The 23,165-nt window shown below is 67.1% G+C and carries 25 protein-coding genes and 1 tRNA gene; 15 read left to right on the top strand and 11 right to left on the bottom strand.

All coding sequences use genetic code 11. The features are described from left to right. Positions 1-27 precede the first annotated feature (27 nt). The 3 genes from ACFVDI_RS06460 to ACFVDI_RS06450 form a co-directional block, all read right to left on the bottom strand. A complete protein-coding gene (locus tag ACFVDI_RS06460) occupies positions 28-687 on the bottom strand; it encodes an SAF domain-containing protein (RefSeq protein ID WP_378901758.1) in 660 nt (219 codons plus the stop codon). Between the two features lie 101 nt (positions 688-788). Further along, entirely contained in the window at positions 789-1,055 is a 267-nt protein-coding gene (locus ACFVDI_RS06455) for an FmdB family zinc ribbon protein (RefSeq protein WP_378901755.1), read from the bottom strand. A 59-nt stretch (positions 1,056-1,114) separates the two neighbouring features. Further along, positions 1,115-1,678: a 5-formyltetrahydrofolate cyclo-ligase gene (locus tag ACFVDI_RS06450; RefSeq protein WP_378901752.1), complete on the bottom strand. Its 564-nt coding sequence runs from the start codon at positions 1,676-1,678 to the stop codon at positions 1,115-1,117. A 77-nt stretch (positions 1,679-1,755) separates the two neighbouring features. On the opposite strand from ACFVDI_RS06450, the gene ACFVDI_RS06445 reads away from it, so the two are divergent. The 9 genes from ACFVDI_RS06445 to xerC all read left to right on the top strand — a co-directional run bounded on the left by ACFVDI_RS06445 (position 1,756) and on the right by xerC (position 8,685). Next, on the top strand, positions 1,756-3,132 hold the full coding sequence (locus ACFVDI_RS06445; RefSeq protein ID WP_378901749.1) for a UTP--glucose-1-phosphate uridylyltransferase: 1,377 nt from the start codon (positions 1,756-1,758) through the stop codon (positions 3,130-3,132). Positions 3,133-3,142: 10 nt separating this feature from the next. After that, positions 3,143-4,351 carry a gephyrin-like molybdotransferase Glp gene (glp, locus tag ACFVDI_RS06440; protein ID WP_378901747.1) on the top strand — a complete coding sequence of 403 codons (1,209 nt, stop codon included), beginning with the start codon at positions 3,143-3,145 and terminating at the stop codon, positions 4,349-4,351. Continuing rightward, positions 4,351-4,821 (top strand): cyclic pyranopterin monophosphate synthase MoaC, encoded by a 471-nt coding sequence (moaC, locus tag ACFVDI_RS06435; RefSeq protein WP_378901744.1) that lies wholly within the window; start codon positions 4,351-4,353, stop codon positions 4,819-4,821. The genes glp and moaC overlap by 1 nt, the downstream gene beginning before the upstream one ends. Beyond that, the gene (locus ACFVDI_RS06430) at positions 4,818-5,294 is read left to right on the top strand and encodes a molybdenum cofactor biosynthesis protein B (RefSeq protein ID WP_378901741.1); all 477 of its coding nucleotides are present in this window, start codon (positions 4,818-4,820) and stop codon (positions 5,292-5,294) included. Before moaC ends, ACFVDI_RS06430 begins: the two co-directional genes overlap by 4 nt. Positions 5,295-5,306: 12 nt before the next feature. Continuing rightward, positions 5,307-5,906 carry a GNAT family N-acetyltransferase gene (locus ACFVDI_RS06425; protein WP_378901738.1) on the top strand — a complete coding sequence of 200 codons (600 nt, stop codon included), beginning with the start codon at positions 5,307-5,309 and terminating at the stop codon, positions 5,904-5,906. 101 nt (positions 5,907-6,007) lie between these two features. Beyond that, a complete protein-coding gene (locus ACFVDI_RS06420; RefSeq protein WP_378901735.1) occupies positions 6,008-6,826 on the top strand; it encodes a hypothetical protein in 819 nt (272 codons plus the stop codon). Positions 6,827-6,881: 55 nt separating this feature from the next. Further along, positions 6,882-6,957 (top strand) — tRNA-Ala (locus tag ACFVDI_RS06415). Between the two features lie 171 nt (positions 6,958-7,128). Further along, positions 7,129-7,404: an AlpA family transcriptional regulator gene (locus tag ACFVDI_RS06410; RefSeq protein ID WP_008362766.1), complete on the top strand. Its 276-nt coding sequence runs from the start codon at positions 7,129-7,131 to the stop codon at positions 7,402-7,404. Between the two features lie 15 nt (positions 7,405-7,419). Beyond that, positions 7,420-8,685: a tyrosine recombinase XerC gene (xerC, locus tag ACFVDI_RS06405; RefSeq protein WP_008362764.1), complete on the top strand. Its 1,266-nt coding sequence runs from the start codon at positions 7,420-7,422 to the stop codon at positions 8,683-8,685. 43 nt (positions 8,686-8,728) lie between these two features. Here the strand turns inward: xerC and ACFVDI_RS06400 are convergent, their stop codons facing one another. After that, positions 8,729-9,403, bottom strand: coding sequence for a helix-turn-helix domain-containing protein (locus ACFVDI_RS06400; RefSeq protein ID WP_008362762.1), 675 nt, complete (start codon positions 9,401-9,403; stop codon positions 8,729-8,731). A gap of 89 nt (positions 9,404-9,492) precedes the next feature. Here ACFVDI_RS06400 and ACFVDI_RS06395 point away from each other — a divergent pair, with 89 nt between their 5' ends. Then, entirely contained in the window at positions 9,493-10,335 is an 843-nt protein-coding gene (locus ACFVDI_RS06395; protein WP_141782168.1) for a hypothetical protein, read from the top strand. Positions 10,336-10,405: 70 nt separating this feature from the next. On the opposite strand, the gene ACFVDI_RS06390 is transcribed toward ACFVDI_RS06395, so the two are convergent. The 6 genes from ACFVDI_RS06390 to ACFVDI_RS06365 form a co-directional block, all read right to left on the bottom strand. Beyond that, positions 10,406-10,756, bottom strand: a complete 351-nt coding sequence (locus ACFVDI_RS06390; protein ID WP_008362758.1) for a hypothetical protein — start codon at positions 10,754-10,756, stop codon at positions 10,406-10,408. Continuing rightward, positions 10,750-11,352 carry a hypothetical protein gene (locus ACFVDI_RS06385; RefSeq protein WP_008362755.1) on the bottom strand — a complete coding sequence of 201 codons (603 nt, stop codon included), beginning with the start codon at positions 11,350-11,352 and terminating at the stop codon, positions 10,750-10,752. The genes ACFVDI_RS06390 and ACFVDI_RS06385 overlap by 7 nt, the downstream gene beginning before the upstream one ends. 244 nt (positions 11,353-11,596) lie before the next feature. Further along, on the bottom strand, positions 11,597-15,091 hold the full coding sequence (gene mobF / locus ACFVDI_RS06380; protein ID WP_040756910.1) for a MobF family relaxase: 3,495 nt from the start codon (positions 15,089-15,091) through the stop codon (positions 11,597-11,599). 259 nt (positions 15,092-15,350) lie between these two features. Beyond that, positions 15,351-15,998 carry a cytochrome ubiquinol oxidase subunit I gene (locus tag ACFVDI_RS06375; RefSeq protein ID WP_141782167.1) on the bottom strand — a complete coding sequence of 216 codons (648 nt, stop codon included), beginning with the start codon at positions 15,996-15,998 and terminating at the stop codon, positions 15,351-15,353. Continuing rightward, the gene (locus ACFVDI_RS06370; RefSeq protein WP_008362751.1) at positions 15,995-16,900 is read right to left on the bottom strand and encodes a cytochrome c oxidase assembly protein; all 906 of its coding nucleotides are present in this window, start codon (positions 16,898-16,900) and stop codon (positions 15,995-15,997) included. The genes ACFVDI_RS06375 and ACFVDI_RS06370 overlap by 4 nt, the downstream gene beginning before the upstream one ends. Positions 16,901-16,907: 7 nt before the next feature. Further along, a complete protein-coding gene (locus tag ACFVDI_RS06365; protein ID WP_246088332.1) occupies positions 16,908-17,417 on the bottom strand; it encodes a DUF2243 domain-containing protein in 510 nt (169 codons plus the stop codon). A 310-nt stretch (positions 17,418-17,727) separates the two neighbouring features. Here ACFVDI_RS06365 and ACFVDI_RS06360 point away from each other — a divergent pair, with 310 nt between their 5' ends. From ACFVDI_RS06360 to ACFVDI_RS06340, 5 genes are all read left to right on the top strand, one after another. Further along, entirely contained in the window at positions 17,728-18,087 is a 360-nt protein-coding gene (locus tag ACFVDI_RS06360; RefSeq protein WP_008362746.1) for a DsrE family protein, read from the top strand. A gap of 147 nt (positions 18,088-18,234) precedes the next feature. Beyond that, the gene (locus ACFVDI_RS06355; protein ID WP_246088256.1) at positions 18,235-18,981 is read left to right on the top strand and encodes a metalloregulator ArsR/SmtB family transcription factor; all 747 of its coding nucleotides are present in this window, start codon (positions 18,235-18,237) and stop codon (positions 18,979-18,981) included. Positions 18,982-19,109: 128 nt separating this feature from the next. Further along, entirely contained in the window at positions 19,110-19,568 is a 459-nt protein-coding gene (locus tag ACFVDI_RS06350) for a hypothetical protein (protein ID WP_008362743.1), read from the top strand. A gap of 214 nt (positions 19,569-19,782) precedes the next feature. Continuing rightward, complete coding sequence (locus ACFVDI_RS06345) at positions 19,783-20,310, top strand: DsbA family protein (RefSeq protein ID WP_211352509.1); 528 nt, start codon at positions 19,783-19,785, stop codon at positions 20,308-20,310. Further along, positions 20,307-21,161 (top strand): cytochrome c biogenesis CcdA family protein, encoded by an 855-nt coding sequence (locus ACFVDI_RS06340; protein ID WP_008362740.1) that lies wholly within the window; start codon positions 20,307-20,309, stop codon positions 21,159-21,161. The genes ACFVDI_RS06345 and ACFVDI_RS06340 overlap by 4 nt, the downstream gene beginning before the upstream one ends. 224 nt (positions 21,162-21,385) lie before the next feature. Here ACFVDI_RS06340 and ctaD read toward each other — a convergent pair whose 3' ends face one another. Continuing rightward, on the bottom strand, positions 21,386-23,080 hold the full coding sequence (gene ctaD / locus ACFVDI_RS06335; RefSeq protein ID WP_008362739.1) for a cytochrome c oxidase subunit I: 1,695 nt from the start codon (positions 23,078-23,080) through the stop codon (positions 21,386-21,388). Positions 23,081-23,165: the final 85 nt, after the last annotated feature.

Genomic DNA, 23,165 nt, shown 5'->3' with positions numbered 1-23,165 from the left:
GACCCCGGATATGGCGTGCGTGGGCCGTCAGTACGCGAAGGTGAGATAGCCACCCACTCCCGCAGATGTGACGTCCTCGACGCTGTTCGCGGCGACTCCGACGATGACCAGACGCCCCGCCGAAGTATTCGTGACGCCAAACCCCTCGGTCTTTCCTTGTGCGGAAGAATCATCGCGGGTCGGGTCGGTGGCCTGAGGGAGGCTGAGGATCAGCGTGTCGGTGGTGACCCGTGCTGTCTCGGCGGTGGCGGGGTCGGTGGCATAGAGGTCCACGGTGTCGCCGACATGGAGCAGGCCGGCCATCTCGGCATCGGGGAGCCGGACCGGGACGGCCACCAGGTCGGGGTGTCCCTCGGTCAGCTCCGGCCCCACGAGGCGTACGTCGGTGACGGGCTCACCCCGCCGCAGCGGTGCCGCGAGGCGCTCCCCGAGCGGCGCCTCGGCGAGGTCGGCGGGCACGCTGCCGGGATCGGTCTCGACGTCGGTCAGGTCGGCGGCGGTGAGGACCGTGCCGACCGGGAGATCTCGGGAGGCCACCGCCATCGTGGACGTGTCGGGTGGGTCCGGCCTGGTGGCCGAGAACCCGATCGCGACCGCCGAGGCGGTCAGCAGGAACGCCAGCAGGCGTCGGTGGGCGAGGACCCCGCGGCGTACGCGGCGGGAGAAGGACGTGATTCGAGTGAACATGCGGGCACGCTAAGTCGCGCCCGAGATTCCCGCATCTCGCTATCCACAGTCCACCTGAGGATGTGGATGATCCTGTGGATAACCCGTCGTGGCGGGTGGAATCAGTCCGACGAGCCGGAGGCGGCGGGGGCCGGCGAGGAGGTGCTCGAGGACGACGTGGTCGAGGTCGTGGAGGACGTCGACGACGAACCCGAGCGGGAGTCGGTGCGGTAGAAGCCGGAGCCCTTGAAGACGACGCCGGCGGCGCTGAAGACCTTGCGCAGCTTGCCGCCGCACTCGGGGCACTCGGTCAGCGAGGCGTCGCTGAAGCTCTGGAACTGGTCGAAGGCGTGGCCGCACTCGGTGCAGGCGTACTGGTAGGTGGGCACGTTTCTCCTAGAACAGAATCTGGCACTCGACGGGCGCGACTGCCAATATTAGCGAACGCCTAGGAGAAGCGCTGCATTCCCTCCGCGCTGGCGGCCGCGCCCACGGGCCGGTCGTGCTCCTCCACCGGCACCGGGACCCCGATCTCCCATGGATAGAGAAGCGCGCAGGTAAATGTTCCGGACGGCACCCGAGCCAGGATCCGGTCGTAGGAGCCGCCGCCCCGTCCCATCCGGTGGCCCTGCGAGTCGACGGCCAGGCCGGGGACGAGCACGACATCGGCCCCGGCGATCGCGGAGACGCCCAACCGCTCCCCGCCGGGCTCCAGGAGCCCCCGGGCCGCCCGGACCAGATCGCCGTCGTAGACCGCCCAGTCCAGGTCGTTGTCCGGCAGCAGGCACGGAAGCAGGATGCGTTTCCCGGCTGCGTCCAGCTCGTCGATAAGAGGTCCGGTGCCCGGTTCGGTGCCGATCGAGACGTAGAGCGCAACCGTGGCGGCGCTGCGTACGTCTGGAATAGCAGTGACCACCTGCGACAGGGCCCGCGCGAGCGAACCCAGCCGGGGGAGCCCGATGCGCCCCCGGGTAGTCAGCAACTGGTCGCGTAAGGCAGTCTTGCGCCCCACGAAGTCAGCGGGGGCTGGACCATCAGAACCCGGAGGGGTGTGTGAACCCGACACAACGACAGCCTAGGCTTTCCTTCATGGGTAGCCCAGGTTTGGCCAAGGCAATGGCGAAGATGCGCGATGCCGGCGTCGACGACGTCGCGGTGCAGACATTCGCACATTACTACCGCCAGCTCGAGCACGGTGAGACCGGGATGATCCCGGAGGACACGATCGAGCCGGTCGACATCCCGTCGATCAGCGACGTCGAGGTCAGCGATGAAGAGGCGCACGCCGCCATCTCGACCACCGCGGTGATCAAGCTCAACGGCGGCCTCGGCACCTCGATGGGCATGGACCGCGCGAAGTCGCTGCTGTGCGTGCGCAAGGGTCTGAGCTTCCTGGATGTGATCGCCCGCCAGATCCTGCACATGCGCGAGAAGTACGACGTACGCCTCCCGCTGCTGCTGATGAACTCCTTCCGCACCTCCGAGGACAGCCTGGCCGCGCTCGAGCGCTACCAGGACCTTCCGGTCGAGGGCTTGCCGCTGGAGTTCCTGCAGAACCGCGAGCCGCGTCTGCTCGTCGACGACCTGACGCCGGTCGAGTGGCCCAAGGACCCCGAGCTCGAGTGGTGCCCGCCGGGCCACGGCGACATCTACACCGCCCTGCTCGACACCGGACTCCTCGACGTGCTCATCGAGCAGGGCTACGAGCGGGTTTTCGTCTCCAACTCCGACAACCTCGGCGCCGTTCCCGACGAGAAGGTCGCCGGCTGGTTCGCGAAGAGCGGAGCCCCCTTCGCCATCGAGGCCGTACGCCGCACCCCGAGCGACCGCAAGGGCGGTCACTTCGCGCGCCGCAAGTCCGATGGCCGCCTCATCCTGCGCGAGACCGCGCAGACGCGCGACGAGGACAAGGTGGCCCTGCAGGACCTCAGCCGCCACAAGTACTGCTCGACCAACAACATCTGGTTCGACCTCAAGGCGCTCAAGAAGGTCCTCGCCGAGCGCGACGGCATCCTCGGCCTGCCGCTGATCCGCAACGAGAAGACCGTCGACCCCTCCGACCCGAGCACCCCGAAGGTCGTCCAGATCGAGACCGCCATGGGTGCTGCGATCGAGGTCTTCGAGGGCTCGCAGCTGATCGAGGTCGGTCGCGACCGGTTCGTGCCGGTCAAGACCACCAACGACCTGCTCGTGCTGCGCTCCGACGTCTACGACATCGGCGAGGACTTCGTGCTCGACCAGATCGCCGACCAGGTGCCGTTCATCGACCTGGACGGCGACTACTACAAGTACGTCGCCAACTTCGACGAGCGCTTCCCCGAGGGTGCCCCGTCGCTCCGCAAGGCCTCCTCGCTGACCGTCAACGGCGACTGGACCTTCGGCAAGGGCGTCCAGGTCATCGGCGCGGTCGAGCTCGACGGTGCCAACGCCGAACGCGTCGCGCCCGCAACCGTGCTGTCCGACTAGTGTTGGCGGGGTGACCCCCGCCGAATACCGCCAGCGAATCCTGGCCGACCTCGAGCCGATGCCGGCCTACCCGCAGCCCTTGATGGACTGCCTCGGGCTGGCGGTGGCCGAGGACATCCATGCCGAGGTCGCCCTCCCGGGCTTCGACAACTCCTCGATGGACGGCTACGCGGTCCGCTACGCCGATGTCGCGACCGCCTCGGCAGAGGCGCCGGTACGACTGCCGGTGCTCGGCGAGATCGGTGCCGGACAGGCCTCGCTGCTGGCGCTGCCGCCGGGTGCGGCGGCGAAGATCATGACGGGCGCTCCGCTGCCCTCGGGCGCCGACACGGTCGTGCCGTACGAGTGGACCGACCGTGGCGTCGCCGAGGTCGAGATCCGGCAGACGCCCGATGAGGCCCAGCACGTCCGCTATGCAGGCGAGGACGTCGCCAAGGGCGACCTGCTCATCCCCGCGGGCACGGTGCTCGGCCCGCGCCACCTGGGCCTGATCGCCTCCGTCGGCCGCGCCCAGGTGGCGGTGCGTCCCCGACCCCGGGTCGTCGTGCTCTCGACCGGCACCGAGCTGCGTGAGCCCGGCGAGACCCTGGGCCACGACTCGATCTACGACGGCAACTCCTTCCTCCTGGCCGCCGCCGCCCGCAAGGCCGGCGCGATCGCCTACCGCGTCGGCATCGTGCCCGACGAGCCGCGCGCGTTCATGACCGCGCTCTCCGACCAGCTCGTCCGTGCCGACCTGGTGGTCACCTCCGGTGGGGTCTCGATGGGCGACTACGACGTGGTCAAGGAGGCGCTGACGCCGGAAGGCGTCTGGTTCGGTCCGGTGAGCATGCAGCCGGGCAAGCCCCAGGGCTTCGGCCGGATCGGTGAGGAGCGGGTGCCGGTCCTGTGCCTCCCGGGCAACCCGGTCTCCTCGTTCGTCTCCTTCGAGCTCTTCGTTCTCCCGGCGCTGCGCCGGCTCATGGGCATGACTCCCGAGGCTCGTCCGGTGCGCCGCGCTGCGCTGACCCACGGCGTACGCTCCCCGAAGGGCAAGGAGCAATATCTCCGCGGTTGGTACGACGGCTCCCGCGCCGGTGTCTCGCCCATCGGCGGTCCGGGATCGCACTTGATCGGTGACCTGGCCGGCGCGAACTGCCTGATCGTGGTCCCGCCTGAGACGACCTCGCTGGACAAGGACGCCGAGGTCGACGTGATCGAGCTGGATGTGGAGTTCTGATGGCTGACCGACTCACCCACGTCGACGAGACCGGCGCGGCCCGGATGGTCGACGTCTCCGAGAAGGCGATCACCACCCGCACCGCCGCCGCCTCCGGACGCGTTCTGGTCTCTGCTGAGGTCATCGAGCTGCTCCGCGGCGAGGGCGTACCCAAGGGTGACGCGCTCGCCGTCGCTCGCATCGCCGGGATCATGGGTGCCAAGAAGACGCCTGACCTGATCCCGCTGTGCCACCCGTTGGCGGTCTCGGGCGTCAAGGTCGAGCTGAGCGTCTCCGACGAGTCGGTGGACATCACCGCGACCGTGAAGACCGCCGACCGCACCGGAGTCGAGATGGAGGCGCTGACTGCGGTCGCCGTCGCCGGTCTGACCGTGGTCGACATGATCAAGGCCGTCGACAAGAGGGCGGTCATCACCGATATCCAGGTCGAGACGAAGACCGGCGGAAAGTCGGGTGCGTTCCAGCGATGAGCCTGAAAGCGACGGTTGTCGTCGCCTCCAACCGCGCCTCGGCCGGTGTCTACGAGGACACCACCGGACCCCTCCTGGTCGCCTTCCTGGAAGAGCTCGGCTTCGTGGTCGGCCCTGCTGAGGTCGTACGCGACGGCGACCCCGTCGGCGAGGCGATCGCCCGGGCGGCGGGGGAGGGGGCCCGGGTCGTCCTCACCACCGGAGGCACGGGTCTGACCCCCACCGACCGCACCCCCGAGGTCACCCGTCCGCTGCTCGACCGCGAGATCCCCGGCATCGCCGAGGGCATCCGGGCGGCCGGAGTGGCGAAGGGGATCCCGACGGCGCTACTGTCCCGCGGTCTGGCCGGTCAGATCGGAGCGTGCGTGGTGGTGAACCTTCCCGGGTCCCGGGGTGGCGTGAAGGATGCGATCGATGTGCTGCGTCCGGTGCTGCCCCACGCCGTGGAGCAGTCGGTCGGCAGTGATCACTGAGCGGGACCATCGATGACCGATCCGGGCTGGCCCGCCGTGCTCTCTCACGGCGCGGTGACCGTACGCCCTCTCGACCGTAGCGACGCCAAGGCGTGGACCGAGGCCCGCCGCCGTTCGGCGACCTGGCTGCACCAGTGGGACGCGACGGTGCCCCCGGGATCGAGCGCCCGGCCCACGACGTTCGCCAGCCTCGTACGTCGTCTCCGCCGTCAGGCCAAGCGCGGAGTGACCTATCCGTTCGCGATCGATGTCGACGGTGTCTTCGCAGGTCAGGTCACGGTCAACAACATCGTTCGCGGCTCCGCGCAGTTCGCCTCGATCGGCTACTGGATCGACCAGGGCTTCGCCGGCCGTGGCGTGATGCCGCTGGCGGTGGCGCTGGTCATCGACCACTGCTTCACCACCGCGCGGCTGCACCGGATCGAGATCTGCATCCGCCCGGAGAACTCCAACTCGCTGCGCGTCGTGGAGAAGCTGGGCATCAACGAGATCGGATATGCGCCCCGATTTCTGCATATCGACGGCGCCTGGCGAGATCACCGGATCTTCGCGATAACAGTCGAGGAATGTCACCAAGGAATGCTGGCCAGACTGGGTTTGTCACCGGAATGAGGCATTGACGTCGGCGTGTCCTTCTGAAATCACACAAGTCACACGCGACACACCACTGCACGTCCGCCTACGGGCTGGTAATGGCTCCTACGCTTCTTGACGTGGACCCGAGCGCACTCATCTTCGTCGCCCTCGCCGTGGCGTGGGCGGTGTACTTGGTGCCAAAAGCGCTCGAGCACACGGCGACGGCCGAGGACGGGACGAAGAGCCGGGCCGGCGCCGCCATCTCCAAGTCCCGCCGGATCCTCGCACGGCGAGAGGCCACCGGCAAGGACTCCACCGACCTGGTGACCGAGAAGTCGTCGAAGAAGCCGGAGGCCCCGGCTGCGCCCGATCAGGGGCGTGCTCCGCGGCCCGTCCCGATGGCCGTACGCCGCCGCGCAGCTCGGGTAGCGGCCAAGCGCCGCAGCATCGTGCTGGGCGTGCTCCTCCTAGGCCTGGTCGTGGTCGGCGCACTCGCCGGCTTCGGTGTCCTCGGCCCGGTCTGGATCTCGATCCCGGCCGGGCTCGTTGTCGCATGGCTGGTCACCTGCCGACTCAGCGTCCGCCACCAGCGCGAGGTCTGGGCACGGATCCCGTTCCCCGAGGACATCCCCGAGCCGGAGCCCGTCGCCCCGCCCCGGGTCACCTTCGACATCGACCAGGACACCGGCGACCTGGTCGCCGTCGTCGAGCACGACGACACCGGCGAGCACCTCCCCGAGGGTGCCTGGAAGCCGGTGGAGACGCCGCTGCCGACGTACGTCTCCAAGGAGGCGGCGCCGCGCCGCACCGTGCGCACCATCGACCTGGACGCCACCGGTGTGTGGAGCTCGGGTCGCAACGCCGCCGACTCCGAGCTCGTCCGCCAGGCCGAGGAGGCCGAGCGCGCCGCCGCTTCGGCGGCCGAAGAGGCGCGTGGCCGCGCCACGGGTTCTTGAGAGCCCTACTGATTGGGTAACACCCGCGACGAGGTGCTAACGTTTCTCATCGCTTGGGGCTGTGGCGCAGTTGGTAGCGCGTCTCGTTCGCAATGAGAAGGCCAGGGGTTCGAATCCCCTCAGCTCCACCAAGAAATACCAGGTCAGAGCGGGCATCCGGCATCCAGAACCAAGGATGAACAGATGCCCGCTCCGCGTTTACTCCGCGAATTCAGCCAAACCACCGCTCAGCTCGAGACGACATGGTCGAGGTGCCTCGGGCCGTCTCGGCCACTCGCGGCAGGCTCGGTGCCTTGGGGTGCATGGACACCAACCACAACGCCCACGACAACCCCGACGCCTACGACGCCCACGCCGCGACTGCGCCGTTCGGAGACGTGCTCACCCTCTCCGAACTCTGCGCCCACCTCCACGTCCCCATCCAGACCCTCTACGACCTGCGCTCCCAGGGCCGCGGGCCGCGGGGATTCCGAGTCGGCCGCGAACTTCGGTTCCGGGCGGGCGAGATCGAGGCTTGGCTGGCCAGCCTGGAGGAGGAGGACGCCCAACGTCATCGTCCCGACGCGGAGGCCGGCTGACGGGGGTGAGCGGTGATGACTCGACCGCGCATCGACATCGGCACCTACGGCACGATCACCACTCGCCGTAAGGGTGAGAAGACGATCGCTGAGACCCGGGTGCGCGATGCCGACGGCAGGGTCCGGCAGGTTCGGGTCAGCCGAGAGACAGCACCGCAGGCACGGCGTGAACTCAAGAAGCGACTGCTACGCCGCCCCGGATTCGGTCACGCCGGCGACCTGCGCCCCGACGCGCCGTTCACCACCCTCGTCGAACGCTGGGACGCTGACCTGGAGACCAAGGAGCTGGCCGACGGCACCAAGGACCACTACCGCGACCAAGTCCGCCTGTACATCATGCCCGCGTTCGAGCACTTCACCCTCGCCGAACTCACCACAGGCCGAGTGGAGGCGCTACTCAATGCCCAGGAGGCCGACTCGCCCTCCCGCGCCCGCAAGACCCGCACTGTGCTCAACCTGCTCTTCGGCTACGCACTGCGCCACGACGCGATCAACCGCAACCCCGTCCAGGGCACCTCACGGCTGCGAGCGGTGAAGAACAAGCCGAAGGCGCTCACCCTCGAACAGGTCAGCAAGATCCGCGAGGCCGCCGCCAACTGGCGCACCCAGCCCGGGCTGCCGGGCCCGAAACCCGACGGCCAGGTCCGAGACATCATCGAGATCCTGCTCGGCACCGCGATGCGCCCGGGCGAGGTGCTGGCCCTGCGCCCCTGCGACATCACCGACGGCCCGGCCGGGATGATCGCCGCGGTCACAGGCACCGTGGTGCAGCGTAAGAAGAAAGGCACCTTCCGCCAGGAACGCCCCAAGACCGACTCCTCGAACCGGCTCGTCCCGGTCCCGGAGTTCGCTGCTGCGGTGATCCGCCGCCGGCTGCGCGGCGTCCCAACTGAGCGCACCATCTTCGCCGGCCGCACCGGTGGCCCGCTGGTCCCGCCCAACGTACGCCGCACCTTCCGCGAGTTTCTGGTCGACGCGGGCTTGGGTGACTCCGGGATCAGCCTGCGCTGGTACCGCCGCACCGGAGCAACTGTCATCGCCCGTGGCATGGACAGTGATGCGGCAGCCACGTTCCTGGGCCACACCTCATCGGCGATCACCGAAGGCTTCTACATCGAGGTCGACACCACCATCGACCGGACCCCAGCCTCCCACATGGAGCGCACCTTCCGCTGGGAGAGCCCCGACGGCACCCTGCTCACCCTCCCGCCCGCCCCCGGGGAGGACGACGTCATCGCGCGGGTCGAGCAGGAGGTTGATGACGGTGACGCCGCCGCGTGATGCTGTTCGGGCGTGTCGACGCCGGTGGTGATGGCCGGGCCCGTCACCAGTGCCGCATCAGCGCTCGGATCTGATCGGGGTCCAACCCGTATTCGGCCAGCCGCCGGAACACCCGCAGCCTCTTCGCGCGGGTCGCGGTTCGGCGTCGGTAGTCCTGCCCCCATGCCTGAGCGTCGGCGAGGATCAGCTCCTCGATGGCTTGATCCTTGGTCCAGCCGATCAACGGCCACCACGCCTCGCAAATCTCCGGAGGCAGGCCGTCAACCAGATCGGGCCATACGTCGACCAGAAGTGCAGCGTCGAGGTGCTCGAAGAGCTGCGTTTCGTCGCCGTAGCGCAACAGCCAGGCATAACCAGCAGCCCGCTTGTCGCGGTCACCCAGGGAGAACACCTTGTGATCGCGACCGTGCCATACCCATAGCGGCGCGAAGCACCGCTCGGGCGACAACCGCCACAGCCGGTTCGGCACCAGGGCCGTGGATCGCCCGGGCCCAGCGACCTCGATCTGGTGGAAGATGATCCGCTCGTTTAGAGCGAGCTCGAAGTCGAGGCAGCGCAAGATCCGCTCCAGGACCGCCAGGGTGGGCGACTTCGTGCCACGTTCGTAGGCCGACAGCGATGGCTGTGACGTTCCGCTTCGGCGCGCGAGCGTCTCTTGGGTCAGCCCGCGAGCAACGCGAGCGGCCTTCAACAGCGAGCCCTCGTGGCCGATGGCCATACCAAAACATAACTCTTCGGATCTGGCACGCTCAAGAGGCGTCTTTGTGCGGTGCACCTACCTGGTGACAACCAGGAATGGGGGACTCGATGAGCGTTGCAGACCAGTTTGGACTCGACGATCCAGCGTCACCGCTGCTCGCCGAAGCGCGAGAAGGATGGGAACGATGGTGCGCCGTCGACCCGCGCCTGGCCGTGGTCGATGACCTCGCGGACCTCAGAGAATGGACCCGCAAGGCCGATGTCGCGGACAAGACGGCGGTGTTACGGACTCTGGCGACTCTCACCGCCAGCGACCGGTCAGCAGTCGCAGCCCTGGTGTGGCTCCTGATCCCTGGAGCGTGCAGGGTCGCAGAAGGGCTGAGCGACCTGTCGCTCGACATCGATGCACTGGTCGCCTCCGAGCTGTGGGTGCAGGCCTGTCAGGCGCATCGGTTACGAACGCCGTGGCTGGCCCGGGCACTCCTGAACGCGACCCGACGCGAGGTCACAGCCTCCCTCGGTGTCGGCAGCCGTGCCGACCGCCACTGGAAGCATGTGCTGCTCACTGACGAGCTTGCCATGCTCGCGAGCTTCGCCAACGATCGCGCAGACCTGGAGGGGGAGGTCGCGCCGGAGGTGGAGTTGTGTGAGTTCCTCGACCAGGCAATCCGCGACCACGCTGTCGAGGAGGAGGATGTGCGCCTACTCCACGAGCTCGCCGCCGCCGCCGAGACCGTTAGCGCACCGCCACGTCGCGGACGACTCGGCTTGACCACACCTGCGGCCGTCGAGCTGGTAGCCCGCGACCACCCACAGGCGGCCCGTACGCTGCGGCGACGCGCTGCGCGTTCGTTGGACCGGCTGAAGATCTATGCCGCGGTGTGGACCGACGACACCAGCTGGGAGCGTGGGTGTTCAGAGCAGAAGGGCCGGGAGATCGGTGCAGCCTGACCCGGCAGGTCGTGATGACACGATCCTGTGGAGTCTGCATGAGGTTTGGCGCCTGGCAGCGGTTCGATTCTCACCAGCGGCGGTTCGGCCGGCGTTGTCGGGAGTGCCAGTAGATCCAGTCTCGCTCTTCTTTGCCGAGATCTGGTGGCGGCAAGCTTCCCCGTTGCTTGAAGTGCCACATGACCGACCGTGCGCCGAGGGTCGTCATGCCGTCAGCCAGGAGTGCCTTGAAGGCGTCGAGTGATGCTCGGGTGACCCGGTAGTGGGTCTGGCCTGGGGCGTAGAAGCGCCGGTCGAGGCACCAGCAGATCTCGTTGGCCTTCCAGATGGGGACGTCCAACTCCTCTGCAACCCGTCGGGCCGATACGAGCAGTTTGGGCGGGTCGGGCGGCTCCCAGTGCTCGGGCCGCATCTTCACCACCAGCCTTTCCTGGACTCTCGCGGCATCGAGTTCACCCAGGCGAGCAGCGATCCGTACACGATCCGATAGTTCCTCGCGCCCTCGCCGATGAAGACGCGGTCAAGATCACCGAGCGAGACTGCCTGACGGATCGCATGCTCAGGGAGACTGAGCATCCACGCGGCCTCCTTGACAGTGATGAGGATCTTCTCATCGTACGGATCGCTCACGTCGCCAGAAAACAGCGCGTCTCCTGCTGGCCGGCCTCCTCGGCGTCGCTTACCGGCTGGCGAGTCGATGGTGAGGTCGACCTCGGGTTTGGCCTCCTTCTTCTTCCCAGGCCGCTCGCGTGCCGGTGTTGTTGCAGGCGCCTTGGACACCGGATCGGGTTGCGACCAGAAGTGGCCGGGCGGGTATGCCCCATGCTCGAGGTAATGGAGGCCGGCGGTTGTGAGCGTTGCATGCCATCGGGGTCCACGGCCCCTGATCTTGACGAGCCTTCGCCTCTCCAGAGCGCGTGCGGTCAGCCGCTGCGGGTTCGTCGCTTCGCCGGCACCGGGATCCCTCGCAAGCCAGTTGAGCACCGCCAACTGGGTGTCATTGAGTCGTGCTGTCACGTGCCCTGAGCCTAGGGCGATGATTCGGGGACCATCGAGCAGAACCGCGGGTAGACCGGCTCCGGGCGCGATCCGACTGCGAGGCCGCGAACGCAGGACTTCTGCACCGCACGCAGCGGATGCTGCTGCCGAGACAGCGTCGTCAAGACCTTCACCGTGGCGAGGGACCTGTGGGGAATCGGCAGACTTCCCAGAAGACGAGGCTCTCTTGGAGCGAGATAGGGTCCGAACGTGACGGGGTGGGTCACAGGCCGAATGCCGAGGGGCTAGCGTGCCCGGCTGACTCGCGTCGTGACTGAAGCGGGTCGTGTGGGGTGAGTTTGCGGATGCGGTAGGTCAGGGCGGCGATGGCATGGCTCTCGGGCAGAGCACGGCTGGCGAGGGCACGGTCGAGCAGTCCGCTGGCGTCGTGGCCGCGGCGATGGAGTGTGTCGAGCATGCGGGCGAGTTCGATGGCCTCGCCTCTGGTGTGGTCGTCCTGGGCTGGGGTTCCTGTCCGGTGGATGATCAGTTCGTGCCAGCGGCGGACCGAGTCGCTGTGGCGAACGGTGAGCTGCCGTAACAGGTGGCGTTGGAAACGAGCGGCGATCGGGTCGTTGACGGCTGGCCCGGTCGGGCGCGGATCGTCCTCCGGCACGTCGTGGGCAGCCCGCCACAGCGCCACGGTGTCGTGGAGGTCGCCGAGGACATCGGCATACCGGGCGATCCAGGCGGGACGCTTCCCGTTCTTCATCGCAGTCGGTGCGTCGGCGCCATGTGCGTGGTTGAGGAAGCCGTCTGCGGTCACCTCGACGTGCCGGGCGCGCGCGGCGAGGTAGGGACCCCACGACTCGTCGCGCGCGAGGCCAGCGGGAACTGACGGGAGCCAGGGGAGCGGGCCCACGCCCGCCGCCTCGATGGCTTCCTCCCAACCGCTTCCGAGCACCCGTTGTGCTCCGGTGGTGACCGCGTCGCCATAACGTACGGAGGCGTCGTGGAGCTGGGTGGACCAGCTGCGACCGCGGCGGAGCGTGGTGGTGGCCGAGACCGCAGCCCCGTCACGAGCCACCACCTCGTCGAGGACCTGGATCGCGGTCAGCTGCTCCTCTATCCCTGGCAGCGTGCACTGCTCCCGATCGGCATCGACCGGATCGACCGGTTCGAGCACCACATGGACATGGTTCTCAAGCCGGCCGCGGGTCAGCATCGTGTACAGCATCTGCCGGTCCTCGCGGCCATCGACGATCCCGTGGACGACGTCGGTGGTGAGGCCTTGGGCGGTGTGGACGGTCGAGGCGTAGCCGAGCTCGACATGGTCGGCCACATAGTCAGCGGGCAGCACCGCGGTCAGGCCGGTGGTGGCGTGGCGGACGGTCAATGTGCCACGGCGGACGCGGGTGATGGTCCAGCGGTCACCGTTCTTGACCCAGTCGGTGCCAGAAACCGCGAGACGCCGCTGGTTGTGGCGGGTGATGATCGTGTCGCCGACGGATGCCTGGTTGCCATCGGCCAGCTCGACCTGGGTCCGCGGGTCGACGCCGCCGAGACGCTGGGTGCGTGCCAGTTGGTTGAGGGTGGCGACCATGTCTCGTGTGGGCGCCAGCATGAGTGCGTCCAGGCCATGCTCTCGGTCGTGTTGCCAGGCGGCGAGGACCTCGGCCATCGTCGTGTCCTCGTCGCCGGTGTGGACGCGGTCGTGGTCGAGGTAGAACCCGATCGCGGCCCGGTCGCCGTCGCGAAGGTCGAGGGAGGCTGCGGCCTCGCCGGGATCGATGAAGCGTACGACCTCCTCGAGCCGGTCGGCACCGTGCCGGTGGGCGATATCCCGCAGCACACCACCGGCACCGACCGCTGAGAGTTGCTGGTCATCGCCCAAGAGCCGGATCATGGCACCGCGTGAGAGGCAGAAGGTGACCACGCGGTCGAGGGTCAGGGTGTCGGCCATCCCTGCCTCGTCGATCACGACCAGGGTCTCGGGCCCGATGCGGGTGCTCAGTCCGTTGCGATGGTCTCGACCGGCGTGGTTGTGGGTGAGGATCTCGTCGTCGATCTTGGCGAGGGTCTCGCACGGCAGGCCAGTGGCGTCCTGGAGTACCTTCGCGGCGGCCGCGGACGGGGCCAGCCCGATCGCGTCATAGCCGTTGGCCGTCCACACCGCAGCCAAGACCTCGACCGCGGTGGTCTTCCCCGACCCCGCAGGCGCTAGGGCGAGCCGGACCCGGTGGCCGCCGGCCAGCGCATGCACCAGCGCACGTTGCCCGTCATTGAGCCGCACCCCGGCGACCGTGCTGGCCGCCAGGACGATGTCGATCTCCTCCGGAGAGAACGCGAAGTCGCTACCCAACCCGGCCGCGTCGACCAGCAGCTGTTCGGCTTGAAGGATCCGCTGACTGGTGTAGTGATCAGCACCGGTGTGCCGGTAGACACTGGTTCCGTCTGAGCGCCGCAGGCCACCCGGCTCGCGAAGATCGGCCCTCAGAAGGACGGGATCATCATCGGGTGTGAGAGGCACCGACATCCCCACGGCCGCGACCACAACATCATCAACCAGGGCGGGTAAGTCGTCGGCGGCGACCCTGCCAGATCCCGCCATTCGTACTTGGCGTTCGGCCTCGGCCCGTAGGTGCCAGCTCTGCCAGGTCGCTCGACGGGTTTCGAGCTCGGTGATCACGGCGACCGCCATTGCCCGGATCAGATGCGCTTCCATGGGTCCGCCAGAGCGCGGACCGCGATCCGACCGAGACACGTCCAGCGCCGTACGGATCATCGCATCGAGGGTCGACTCGCTCCCCAGGAACTCCGATGCCTGGCGGCGCCAAAGTCGTCGCTGATCGGCCTCGGCGCGCGGTTCGTGCTTGGGGGCACGCGTCTCGAGATTGGCCTGCTGCACCAGCCGGAGCCGTTCCGGCTCGGTCGGCGGCCGACCGTGCTCGACGACGAACGCGGTCACCAGGTCGTTCTCGCGGCGGTCGATGTCCCTGGCTCGCCGCGACCACAAGCGACACAGACGGGCGGAGACACCCACGGCCTCGCGGACCGGGCGCCGCTCTCGAGGATTCGCACGCTCAGTGAACGTGACACCGAGCGCTTCACCGAGCCGATACTCGAGCGCGGTGTTGTACGTCTCCGAGATCGCCACCGTGTGCTGAAACAACACACGCCCGTAGACCGTCAGCCATCGACCCGAGTGTTTCGCCTGCACCTTGTTCGCGACAGCCACATGAGTGTGGAGGTCCGGGTCGCCGGCACGCGAGTCCCGGTGACGGAACGCCGCCGCGATCAGACCCCGGGTCTCGACCTGCCGGACCCCATCGGTCCCTTCCCGGGTGAACAGCACGTCGTGCTCGACATAGGCCAACGCGTCGTGGACAGCGGCATCGTGGGCCTGCTCGATCGCCCGCGCAATCTCGGGTGGCGCGACCGCCCACAGCGCCGAAACCGACTTCACCGGACTGAAGGTCAGGTCGAACCCAGCCACTCCATCCGACCGTGTCCGCCGACCCAACGGCCGCCCAGCGACCGGATGCTCCCCGGCACCGAACAGGTGCCCCATCTGCCCGGCCGTCACCACATCGCCCGAGCCGATCCCGTCTCCGGCGAACGCGGCGAGCCCTGCCCCGACCCACTGGCCAGGTGCCTCGCCCTCGGCTTCGTAGTAGTCAGCCAACGCGGTGCTGCCGAGCTCGGTGGAGTCGCCAGCCGCCACCTGCCGGGTCAGGTACTCATACCCCGAGCCCGCGGCCAGCTTGTGGATCGTCATGGTCACACACCCCAGGGACGACGGAGGCCCGCGAGTGGCCCAGAGGAGCGGGAATGAAAGAGGTCTGCCCCGGCAGACGGGGATCTACCGGGATAGGCCAAGACTTGCGGCACTCCCACCGGGTTCGGCCTTTGCAACCGGGTAAGGAGCCGCGCGACAGCGTCCGCTGTCGAGCGTGTGTTCGTGGGCAACGTAACGGACAGTCCGGCGCCTCGGGGAACAACGGGAGTGACCATCGAGTGGTGAGGTTGCGGTGGCATCACCTTTGGAGCCGCTGCGGCGACGCGATTGGCGAAGCTTGGGGTAGTCCTTGGGCGAACTGGAGGACGACGATGCCGTTGAACATCGCTGCCCACGGGTCGATGTCTGTGACCTCTCCATCGATGATGCGAAAACCACTAGGTGCGTTCATCCAGGCATTGACCGAGATCACGCAGAATGTGCCGACCACACCGGCGATCGCCATCGGTATCACCATCAGCAGGTGTTGACGTGGCGGCATCCTGCCCCAACCATAGAGGTAGATCCCGAGGAAGATCGCCTCGACGAAGAACGAAAGGCCCTCGAGCGCGAACGGCAACCCGAGCACATCGCCGAATTCACCCATCAGCCCCGGCCACAACAAACCCATCTCGAAGCTCAGCACCGTGCCGGAGACCGCGCCGATCGCGAAGAGCACCGCCGACACTTTCGCCCAGCGCTGGGCGAGGCCGAGAGCTACCGCGTCCCCGCGCGCGATCCCGCGCCAGTGCGCGACGAAGATCATCGCTGGGAACGCGACCCCGAAACAAGCTAGGACGATGTGCCATCCCAGCGAGAGCGCCATCTGCTGGCGCGCGGGAAGGAGACCCTCAGGTTCCAGGGTCGTGGCCAATGGCAGCAGGTCCGTCAACACAGCTGTGCTCATGCCCCTTCAGGAGTGGCAGTTCGAGCCAGGCGCTCGTGGCGCGCTCGCGACGACCGATGACCTGAGCGCGTTGAGGATGGTGCTGTCTTCCAGGTGAGGAGAAGGGCCACGGCGAGCAGCAGCTCCGCGATGTCGCCTCCGAAGTACATCAGGTTCCCCGCAGCCTGCATCTCGGCGATGGGCTCCCTGACCTGGACAAGGAGGCCGGCGAAGATCAGTTGGGCCACTGTTGAGTGGATCGCGATAGAAACGGCGAGGACCACCAGTCTCAGGCGTACCGAGGCACGGCCCGGGGAGGGGTCGGGGCCTGCGATCGCCCAGGCGAACAGCAGTCCTGAGGCGAGGAGGTGGGCGTGGACGGCGATGTGGACGGCGTCGTGCTCAGTGCTCAGTGCGTACAGCGGGGTGAAGTAGAGGGCGATCAGGCCGCCACTGGTCAGCACCAGTGCCAAGAAGGGGTGGGAGAGCGCGCGGATGAAGCGCGTGTGCAGCAGCCGGCCTAGTCGTCGTGCTTGGCGGTGGGGGAGTTGGCGCAGTAACAGCGTGATGGGTGCTGCCAGCACAAGGGCCAAGGGAGCGATCATGGCCAGCAGCAGGTGCTGGGCCATGTGGCCGCCGAAGTCACGGTCGGCGTAGCCGTCGATTCCAGGGCTCAAAGCAAATATGATGAGGGCCGAGCCGAATAGGTAGAGCGCTATCCGGTGCATGGGCCAGCCACGGCGACCTCGTTCACGCAGACTCAACCATAGGTAGCCGATGGCCAAGGAAGCGACCAGCAACAGCGGAAACCAGACGCTCAGAACGCCTACGGTGTCGGTCCATATCCCGGTGTTGTGCCCCTCTGGCCCGTGGGCGAGTACGTCTGCCTGGGCGCGGGGCATCGCGGTGATGATGGAACTCACGGCGACCTCAGGAGCGGGTGGTGGTGGGGCGGTTCGGCGACTTCGTGGCGTCGGTGTAGCTGGCGCCGCGTTGCAGCAGCCATCCTGCGATCACCAGGAGCACCCCGAGAGCGAGGAAGGCCAGGTCCCACGCCATCTGGTTGTCTCCGCTGCGCACGTGGTGGATTCCAAGTATGTGATGGTCGATGATTCCTTCGACCAGGTTGAATACGCCCCATCCGACAAGGATCCAGCCCCACAGGGCTCGGGCGACCCACACCCTGCCTCGGGAGTGCTGGACACGGGAGTAGAGCAGGGCGATCCCGAGCAGGACCATGACCCAGGTGAAGGTGTGGAAGAGACCGTCCCACACGGTGTTCATCTGCAGGCCGTGCACGGTGGTTTCTGGGTAGTAGCGGATACCGACGTTGTCGGTGTTCGTGGAGGTCAACATGTGATGCCACTGCAGCAACTGGTGCAACAGGATCCCGTCAACGAACCCGCCAGCCCCAACGCCGAGGACGATTCCCGGTGTCATCAGGCTTCGCGGCTCGGTCATCGCGTTGGCAGACTGGGCATCGGTGGACACGGGACATCCCCTCCTAGGGTTCCTTTCGAGCCGCCCCAGTACCCCCTCAAAGGCCTCGAGATACGCACCTACGCGTGATGTCCGTGATCTCCGTCAGCGGGCCGAGCGGCGACCTTCGCGCCGGGCCGGCCTGTGGCACCACATCGATCCGACAAGAGACCCAGGATCACGCTCGGTGCGCTCGGGTGACTTGGGTTCGTCTCTCGACACCTGTACATTCTCCAAAAATCCATGGATAAAGGTCGTTGGAGGAGGGACTGTGCGCGCAGGGCATGAGGTTGCGGATGGGGTTGTCGTCCAGCTCGCCGAGGGCGAAAGGGACAAGATGACGATGGTGGTGCGAAACATCGAGAACCTTCTGGCAGCACTCGAACCCAGGTGTTCGATCGAGCTGGTCGCCCACGCTGCCGGGTTGTCCGCGGTGACTACCGGCTCTCCGGTCTCGGAAGAAGTTCTAGGTTTGATCTCTCGAGGGGTGCGCGTGGACGCATGCGGCAACACCATGCAGCGTCACGGAGTTGCTCGCGATCGGCTGCTGTCGGGCGTCAGTGTGGTGGAGTCGGGGATTGCGCATCTGGTGGTGCGCCAGCGCGAGGGCTGGGCCTATGTCCGCCCCTGAGCTGCGGCCGGGCTTCGCGGCTGTGTCGAACGGCGTGGTCGAAGACTTCGGCGGAGATCTGGTCTGCGGGGATGTGGCCCGAGACGAGACGGCTTTCTGGTGTGGGCGCAGGCTTCCCCGCACGTCTACAGCCCATGAGGCGTCCCGGTGACCGCCGCCGAGCGGCCACCTTCACCCGCGAGCGTGGCAGCGATTGAGCGGCGCCGGGCGCTTTTCGATGGGCTGGCCGTGGTGGGCAAAGCTCTGGGGAGCCCGCGGCGACTGGAGCTGATGGATCTGCTCGCGCAGGGCGAGCGAACGGTGGAGTCCTTGGCCCGGACTGCGGACATGGGGCTGACCAGTGTCTCGGCACACCTGCAAGTGCTCAAGCTGGCCAATCTGGTCGCGACCCGGCGCGAGGGAACCAAGGTGTACTACCGGCTGGCTGGAGATGACGTGGCGGATGTGTATGACCGGCTTCGTACGGTGGCTCTTCACCGCTCAGCCGACGTCGACCGAGCACGTGCCGCCTATCTGGGCCTTCCCGGCGACAGTGAGGTCGGGACGCTCTCACGAGAAGAACTGGTGGAGTTGATGCGCAACGAGCAGGTCACGCTTCTCGATGTCCGGCCCTGCGAGGAGTACCGGGCCGGGCACATCCCTGGCGCCGTCAGTGTGCCGCTGTCTGCCCTGCCCGACGATGCCAAGCTACTTCGGAAGGCACAGCAGGTCGTGACGTACTGCCGAGGCAGCTTCTGCGTGATGGCCCATGACGCGGTGCGCCTTCTCGCCGCCAGCGGAGTTGCCGCACGTCGGCTCGAGGACGGCATGCTGGAGTGGCGCACTCACGGGCACCCGGTCGAGACCGGCTTGGTCGAGAACCGTGAGGTTGAGAACGGCGAGGTGTCAGTGTGAACCGCGCTCGAGGCGGGACGGAGCTCGGTCAGGTCGGCGGATGGCGTCGCGCGTGGCGTGGGCCTCTGAACTGGTCGCGACGCAGGTGGCTAGTTGCTGCCGGCGCCGCGCTGGTCTTCACGGTTCTCGTGGCGATTCCAACTGACTTGGTCCCCAACCCGCTGTTCGGCAGGGAGATCGCGCCGACCTGGTGGTCCTGGCCGGCGCTCGCGACTTCCTCGCTTCTCGGGGGACTGCTCGTTGCAACCTATGTTGACGCTCCTAGCGCCATCGAGGATCAGGGACGTCGCCGGGGCTGGGTCGGCGGACTGCTGACGTACTTCGCCGTCGGCTGCCCGGTCTGCAACAAGCTGGTGCTGTTGCTGCTCGGGAGCGCGGGAGCCCTCACCTGGTTCGAGCCCGTCCAACCGTTCCTGCAGTTGCTCGCCGTGGTGCTCCTGCTGTGGGCCTTGCATGTGCGGCTCAAAGGAGAGCTGTCCTGCCCGGTCACCACCAACACCCTCAACACCGACCACGCCCCGTCCAACGACCACGCCCCGTCTATTGACACCGAGACCCCTGTCTCTGGAGGTAGTTCTCATGCCTGATGCGTCCGCGACCCGCAAGAGCCCCATCGTCCCGCTAGTAGTCGCCGCGGTAGCCCTTGTTGCGGTGGTCCTTACTCTCGTCACCTCCCGAGGCGAGGGGAGCGACGGGCCAACAGCGGCGGAGAGCGGGACAGGTGCGGCGGGCGCCCAGGCCGAGGGCCATGCTCTCGACGACGCTTGGGCGCAGCTGGTCAGGGGCGAGGAGGGCGACCCGATGGCGCTCGGCGATGTGGATGCACCGGTCGTGATGATCTCCTACTCCGAGTTCCAGTGCCCGTTCTGCGGCAAGTACGCCCGAGACACGGAGCCGATCCTCGTCGAGAAGTACGTCGACTCCGGGGTGCTGCGCATCGAGTGGCGAGATTTCCCCTACCTCGGGCCTGAGTCGACTACGGCTGCCCAGGCTGGCCGCGCGGCGGCTGCCCAGGGCAAGTTTTGGGAGTTCAGCAAGCTCATGTACGACAACCAGCTGCCGCCTAACAGCGGAAAGCTGACAGAGGACTACCTGGTCTCGATTGCCGACGACCTCGACCTGGACACCAACGAATTCCGCAAGGACATGGTCGCTCGCGGCACAAAGGATGCGATCAAGCAGGACCTCGCCGAAGGCCAGGCGATCGGGGTGACCGGGACGCCTGCCTTCATCATCAACGGCGTGCCGGTCATCGGCGCCCAGCCCACCGAAGTCTTCGAGCAGGCTATCGAGAAGGCCGCGGAGGAGACGGACGCAGACGGCTCATGACAGAAGTGAGCCTGATCGCGGCACTGGCAGCCGGCGTCCTCGCACTGCTCTCGCCGTGCAGCGCACTTCTGGTGCCGTCCTTTTTCGCCTATGCGTTCGGCACGACGCGGGCGTTGCTGGGACGCACCTCCGTCTTCTACCTCGGCCTGTGTGCCACCTTGGTCCCGCTTGGCACCGGCGCCGGCGCTGCCAGTACCTTCTTTTATGGACACCGCGCGACGCTGATCAGCGTCGCGGGCTGGCTGATCATCGGGTTCGGAGTCATGCAGCTCCTCGGCCGCGGGTTCACACTCCCGTTCGCGCAACGGCTCAACAACGCCGTGGCTCGACGCGGCGGCACCGGATGGGTCTCGACGGCCCTGCTCGGGGCTGTCTATGGACTGGCCGGATTCTGCTCCGGCCCTGTCCTGGGCGCCATTCTCACCGTCGCCGCTACGCAGGGTTCGCCCTGGCACGGCGGGGTCCTGCTGGCCGTCTACGCCTTAGGCATGGCGATGCCGGTATTCGTGCTCGCCTTGCTGTGGGATCGGTTTGACCTCGGTCACAAGAAGTGGCTGCGCGGCCGGTCGTGGCACTGGGGGATCTTCACCGTCCACACCACTAACCTGGCGTCGGGGTTGCTGTTCGTGGCGATAGGTGCGCTGTTCCTCCGCTACGACGGGACAGCCGGGCTGACTGGGGCACTCGGCTTCGGCGACCTAACCGACCTGGAGTTCATCGCCCAGCAGAAGATCTCTGAGTGGACCGAGCACATCCCAGCCTGGCTGGTCTTGACCATTGTGGCCGCCGCAGCAGGCTGGATCGCCTTCAGGAGAACGCGGCGGCCGCACGGGCACGATGGCGATTGCTGAAGGTCAGGCCTCGCTTCGGCGTGTTCCGTTCTGCGTAGGCAGCTTGGTCGCTGTCAACGGGTGCCAGTCCTGAAGATGGGCGATCGGCCGAACGTTGGCCTTCAGCCTCAGTCGGGGCATATTCGCAGCAACGACAGCGGGACGATCAGCAGCGCGACTTGTGGGAATTCCGGGAGGATACGAAGGTGGGCGGATCGGTCAGCCCACCTTCTTGCTGCTCTTCCTCACCGGCGCTCGCCGTCGTGTGCGGCCTGGGCGGGCTGCTTCGTCTCCAGCGCGGCGATCTCGGGGTGGTGGAGGTCGAAGGCCGGGGACTCCGAGCGGATCTTCGGGATGGAGGTGAAGTTGTGGCGCGGCGCGGGGCAGGCTGTTGCCCACTCCAGCGAGCGGCCCCAGCCCCAGGGGTCGTCCACGGTCACCAGCGGTGCCTTGCGGGAGATGTAGAGGTTGTAGAAGAAGGGCAGCATCGACAGGCTCAGCAGGAACGCGCCCATGGTTGAGACCTGGTTCAGGAAGGTGAATCCGTCGCTGGGCAGGTAGTCGGCGATGCGTCGCTGCATGCCGTCGACGCCGAGCCAGTGCTGGACCAGGAAGGTGGTGTGGAAGCCGACGAACAGCAGCCAGAAGTGGACCTTGCCGAGGCGCTCGTCGAGCATCCGGCCGGTCATCTTCGGCCACCAGAAGTAGAACCCGGCGAACATTGCGAACACGACGGTCCCGAAGACCGTGTAATGGAAGTGGGCGACCACGAAGTAGGAGTCGGAGACCTGGAAGTCGAGCGGCGGGCTCGCCAGGATGATGCCGGTCAGACCACCGAAGAGGAAGGTCGTCAGGAAGCCGATCGACCACAGCATCGGGGTGTCGAAGCTGACCGACCCGCCCCACATCGTGCCGATCCAGTTGAAGAACTTCACGCCTGTCGGCACCGCGATCAGGAAGCTCATCCCGGAGAAGAACGGAAGGTTGACCGCACCGGTCACGAACATGTGGTGCGCCCACACCGCCACCGAGAGGACTCCGATGCCGAGGGTCGCGGCCACCAGACCGACGTAGCCGAAGATCGGCTTGCGGCTGAAGACCGGGAGGATCTCGGAGATGATCCCGAAGAACGGCAGCGCGATGATGTAGACCTCGGGGTGACCGAAGAACCAGAACAGGTGTTGCCACAGGATCGGTCCGCCATGGGCGGTGTCGAAGACGTGGGTGCCGAACTGTCGGTCGGACTCGAGCATCAGCAGCGCCGCGGCAAGGATCGGGAACGCGATCAGCACGAGCAGTGCGGTGACCAACACGTTCCAGGTGAAGATCGGCATCCGGAACATGGTCATGCCCGGCGCGCGCATGGCGATGATCGTGGTGATGAAGTTGACCGAGCCGAGGATGGTGCCCAGACCGCTCATGTAGAGGCCCATGATCCACAGGTCGCCACCGACGCCCGGCGAGTATTGCGCGCTGGAGAGCGGTGTGTAGGCGAACCAGCCGAAGTCGGCCGCGCCGGTCGGGGTGAGGAAGCCGCTGGCCGCGATCAGGCCACCGAAGAGGTAGAGCCAGTAGCTGAACATGTTGAGCCGCGGGAAGGCGACGTCGGGCGCGCCGATCTGCAGCGGCATGATCACGTTGGCGAAGCCGATAAACAGCGGTGTAGCGAAGAGCAGCAGCATGATCGTGCCGTGCATCGTGAACAGCTGGTTGAACAGCTCGTCGTTGACGACCTGCTGACCCGGGAACGCCAGCTCCGAACGCATCAGCAGCGCCATCACGCCGCCGCCGAGGAACCAGACGAACGACGTGACCAGGTACATCTTGCCGATCAGCTTGTGATCCGTGGTCGTGAGTATGCGGACCAGTTGGCGGCCCAACGGCGTGCGCGGAGTTTTGGGTTTCAACGCCTGGCTGGTGCGAGGGGTGGTAGTGGTCATGTTCAGCTCCTCACCGGTCGAAGGCGCATGGCAGGTATATGCCGTCGATCGTCTGCTTGCTGGTGTTGATCTCGTCGGCGTGCAT

Origin of the sequence: Nocardioides sp. NPDC057767, assembly GCF_042798275.1 — a bacterium.
Lineage (GTDB): Bacteria > Actinomycetota > Actinomycetes > Propionibacteriales > Nocardioidaceae > Nocardioides.
The sequence above is the reverse complement of the archived record's forward strand: the minus strand, read 5'-3'. Positions and strand labels throughout refer to the sequence as shown.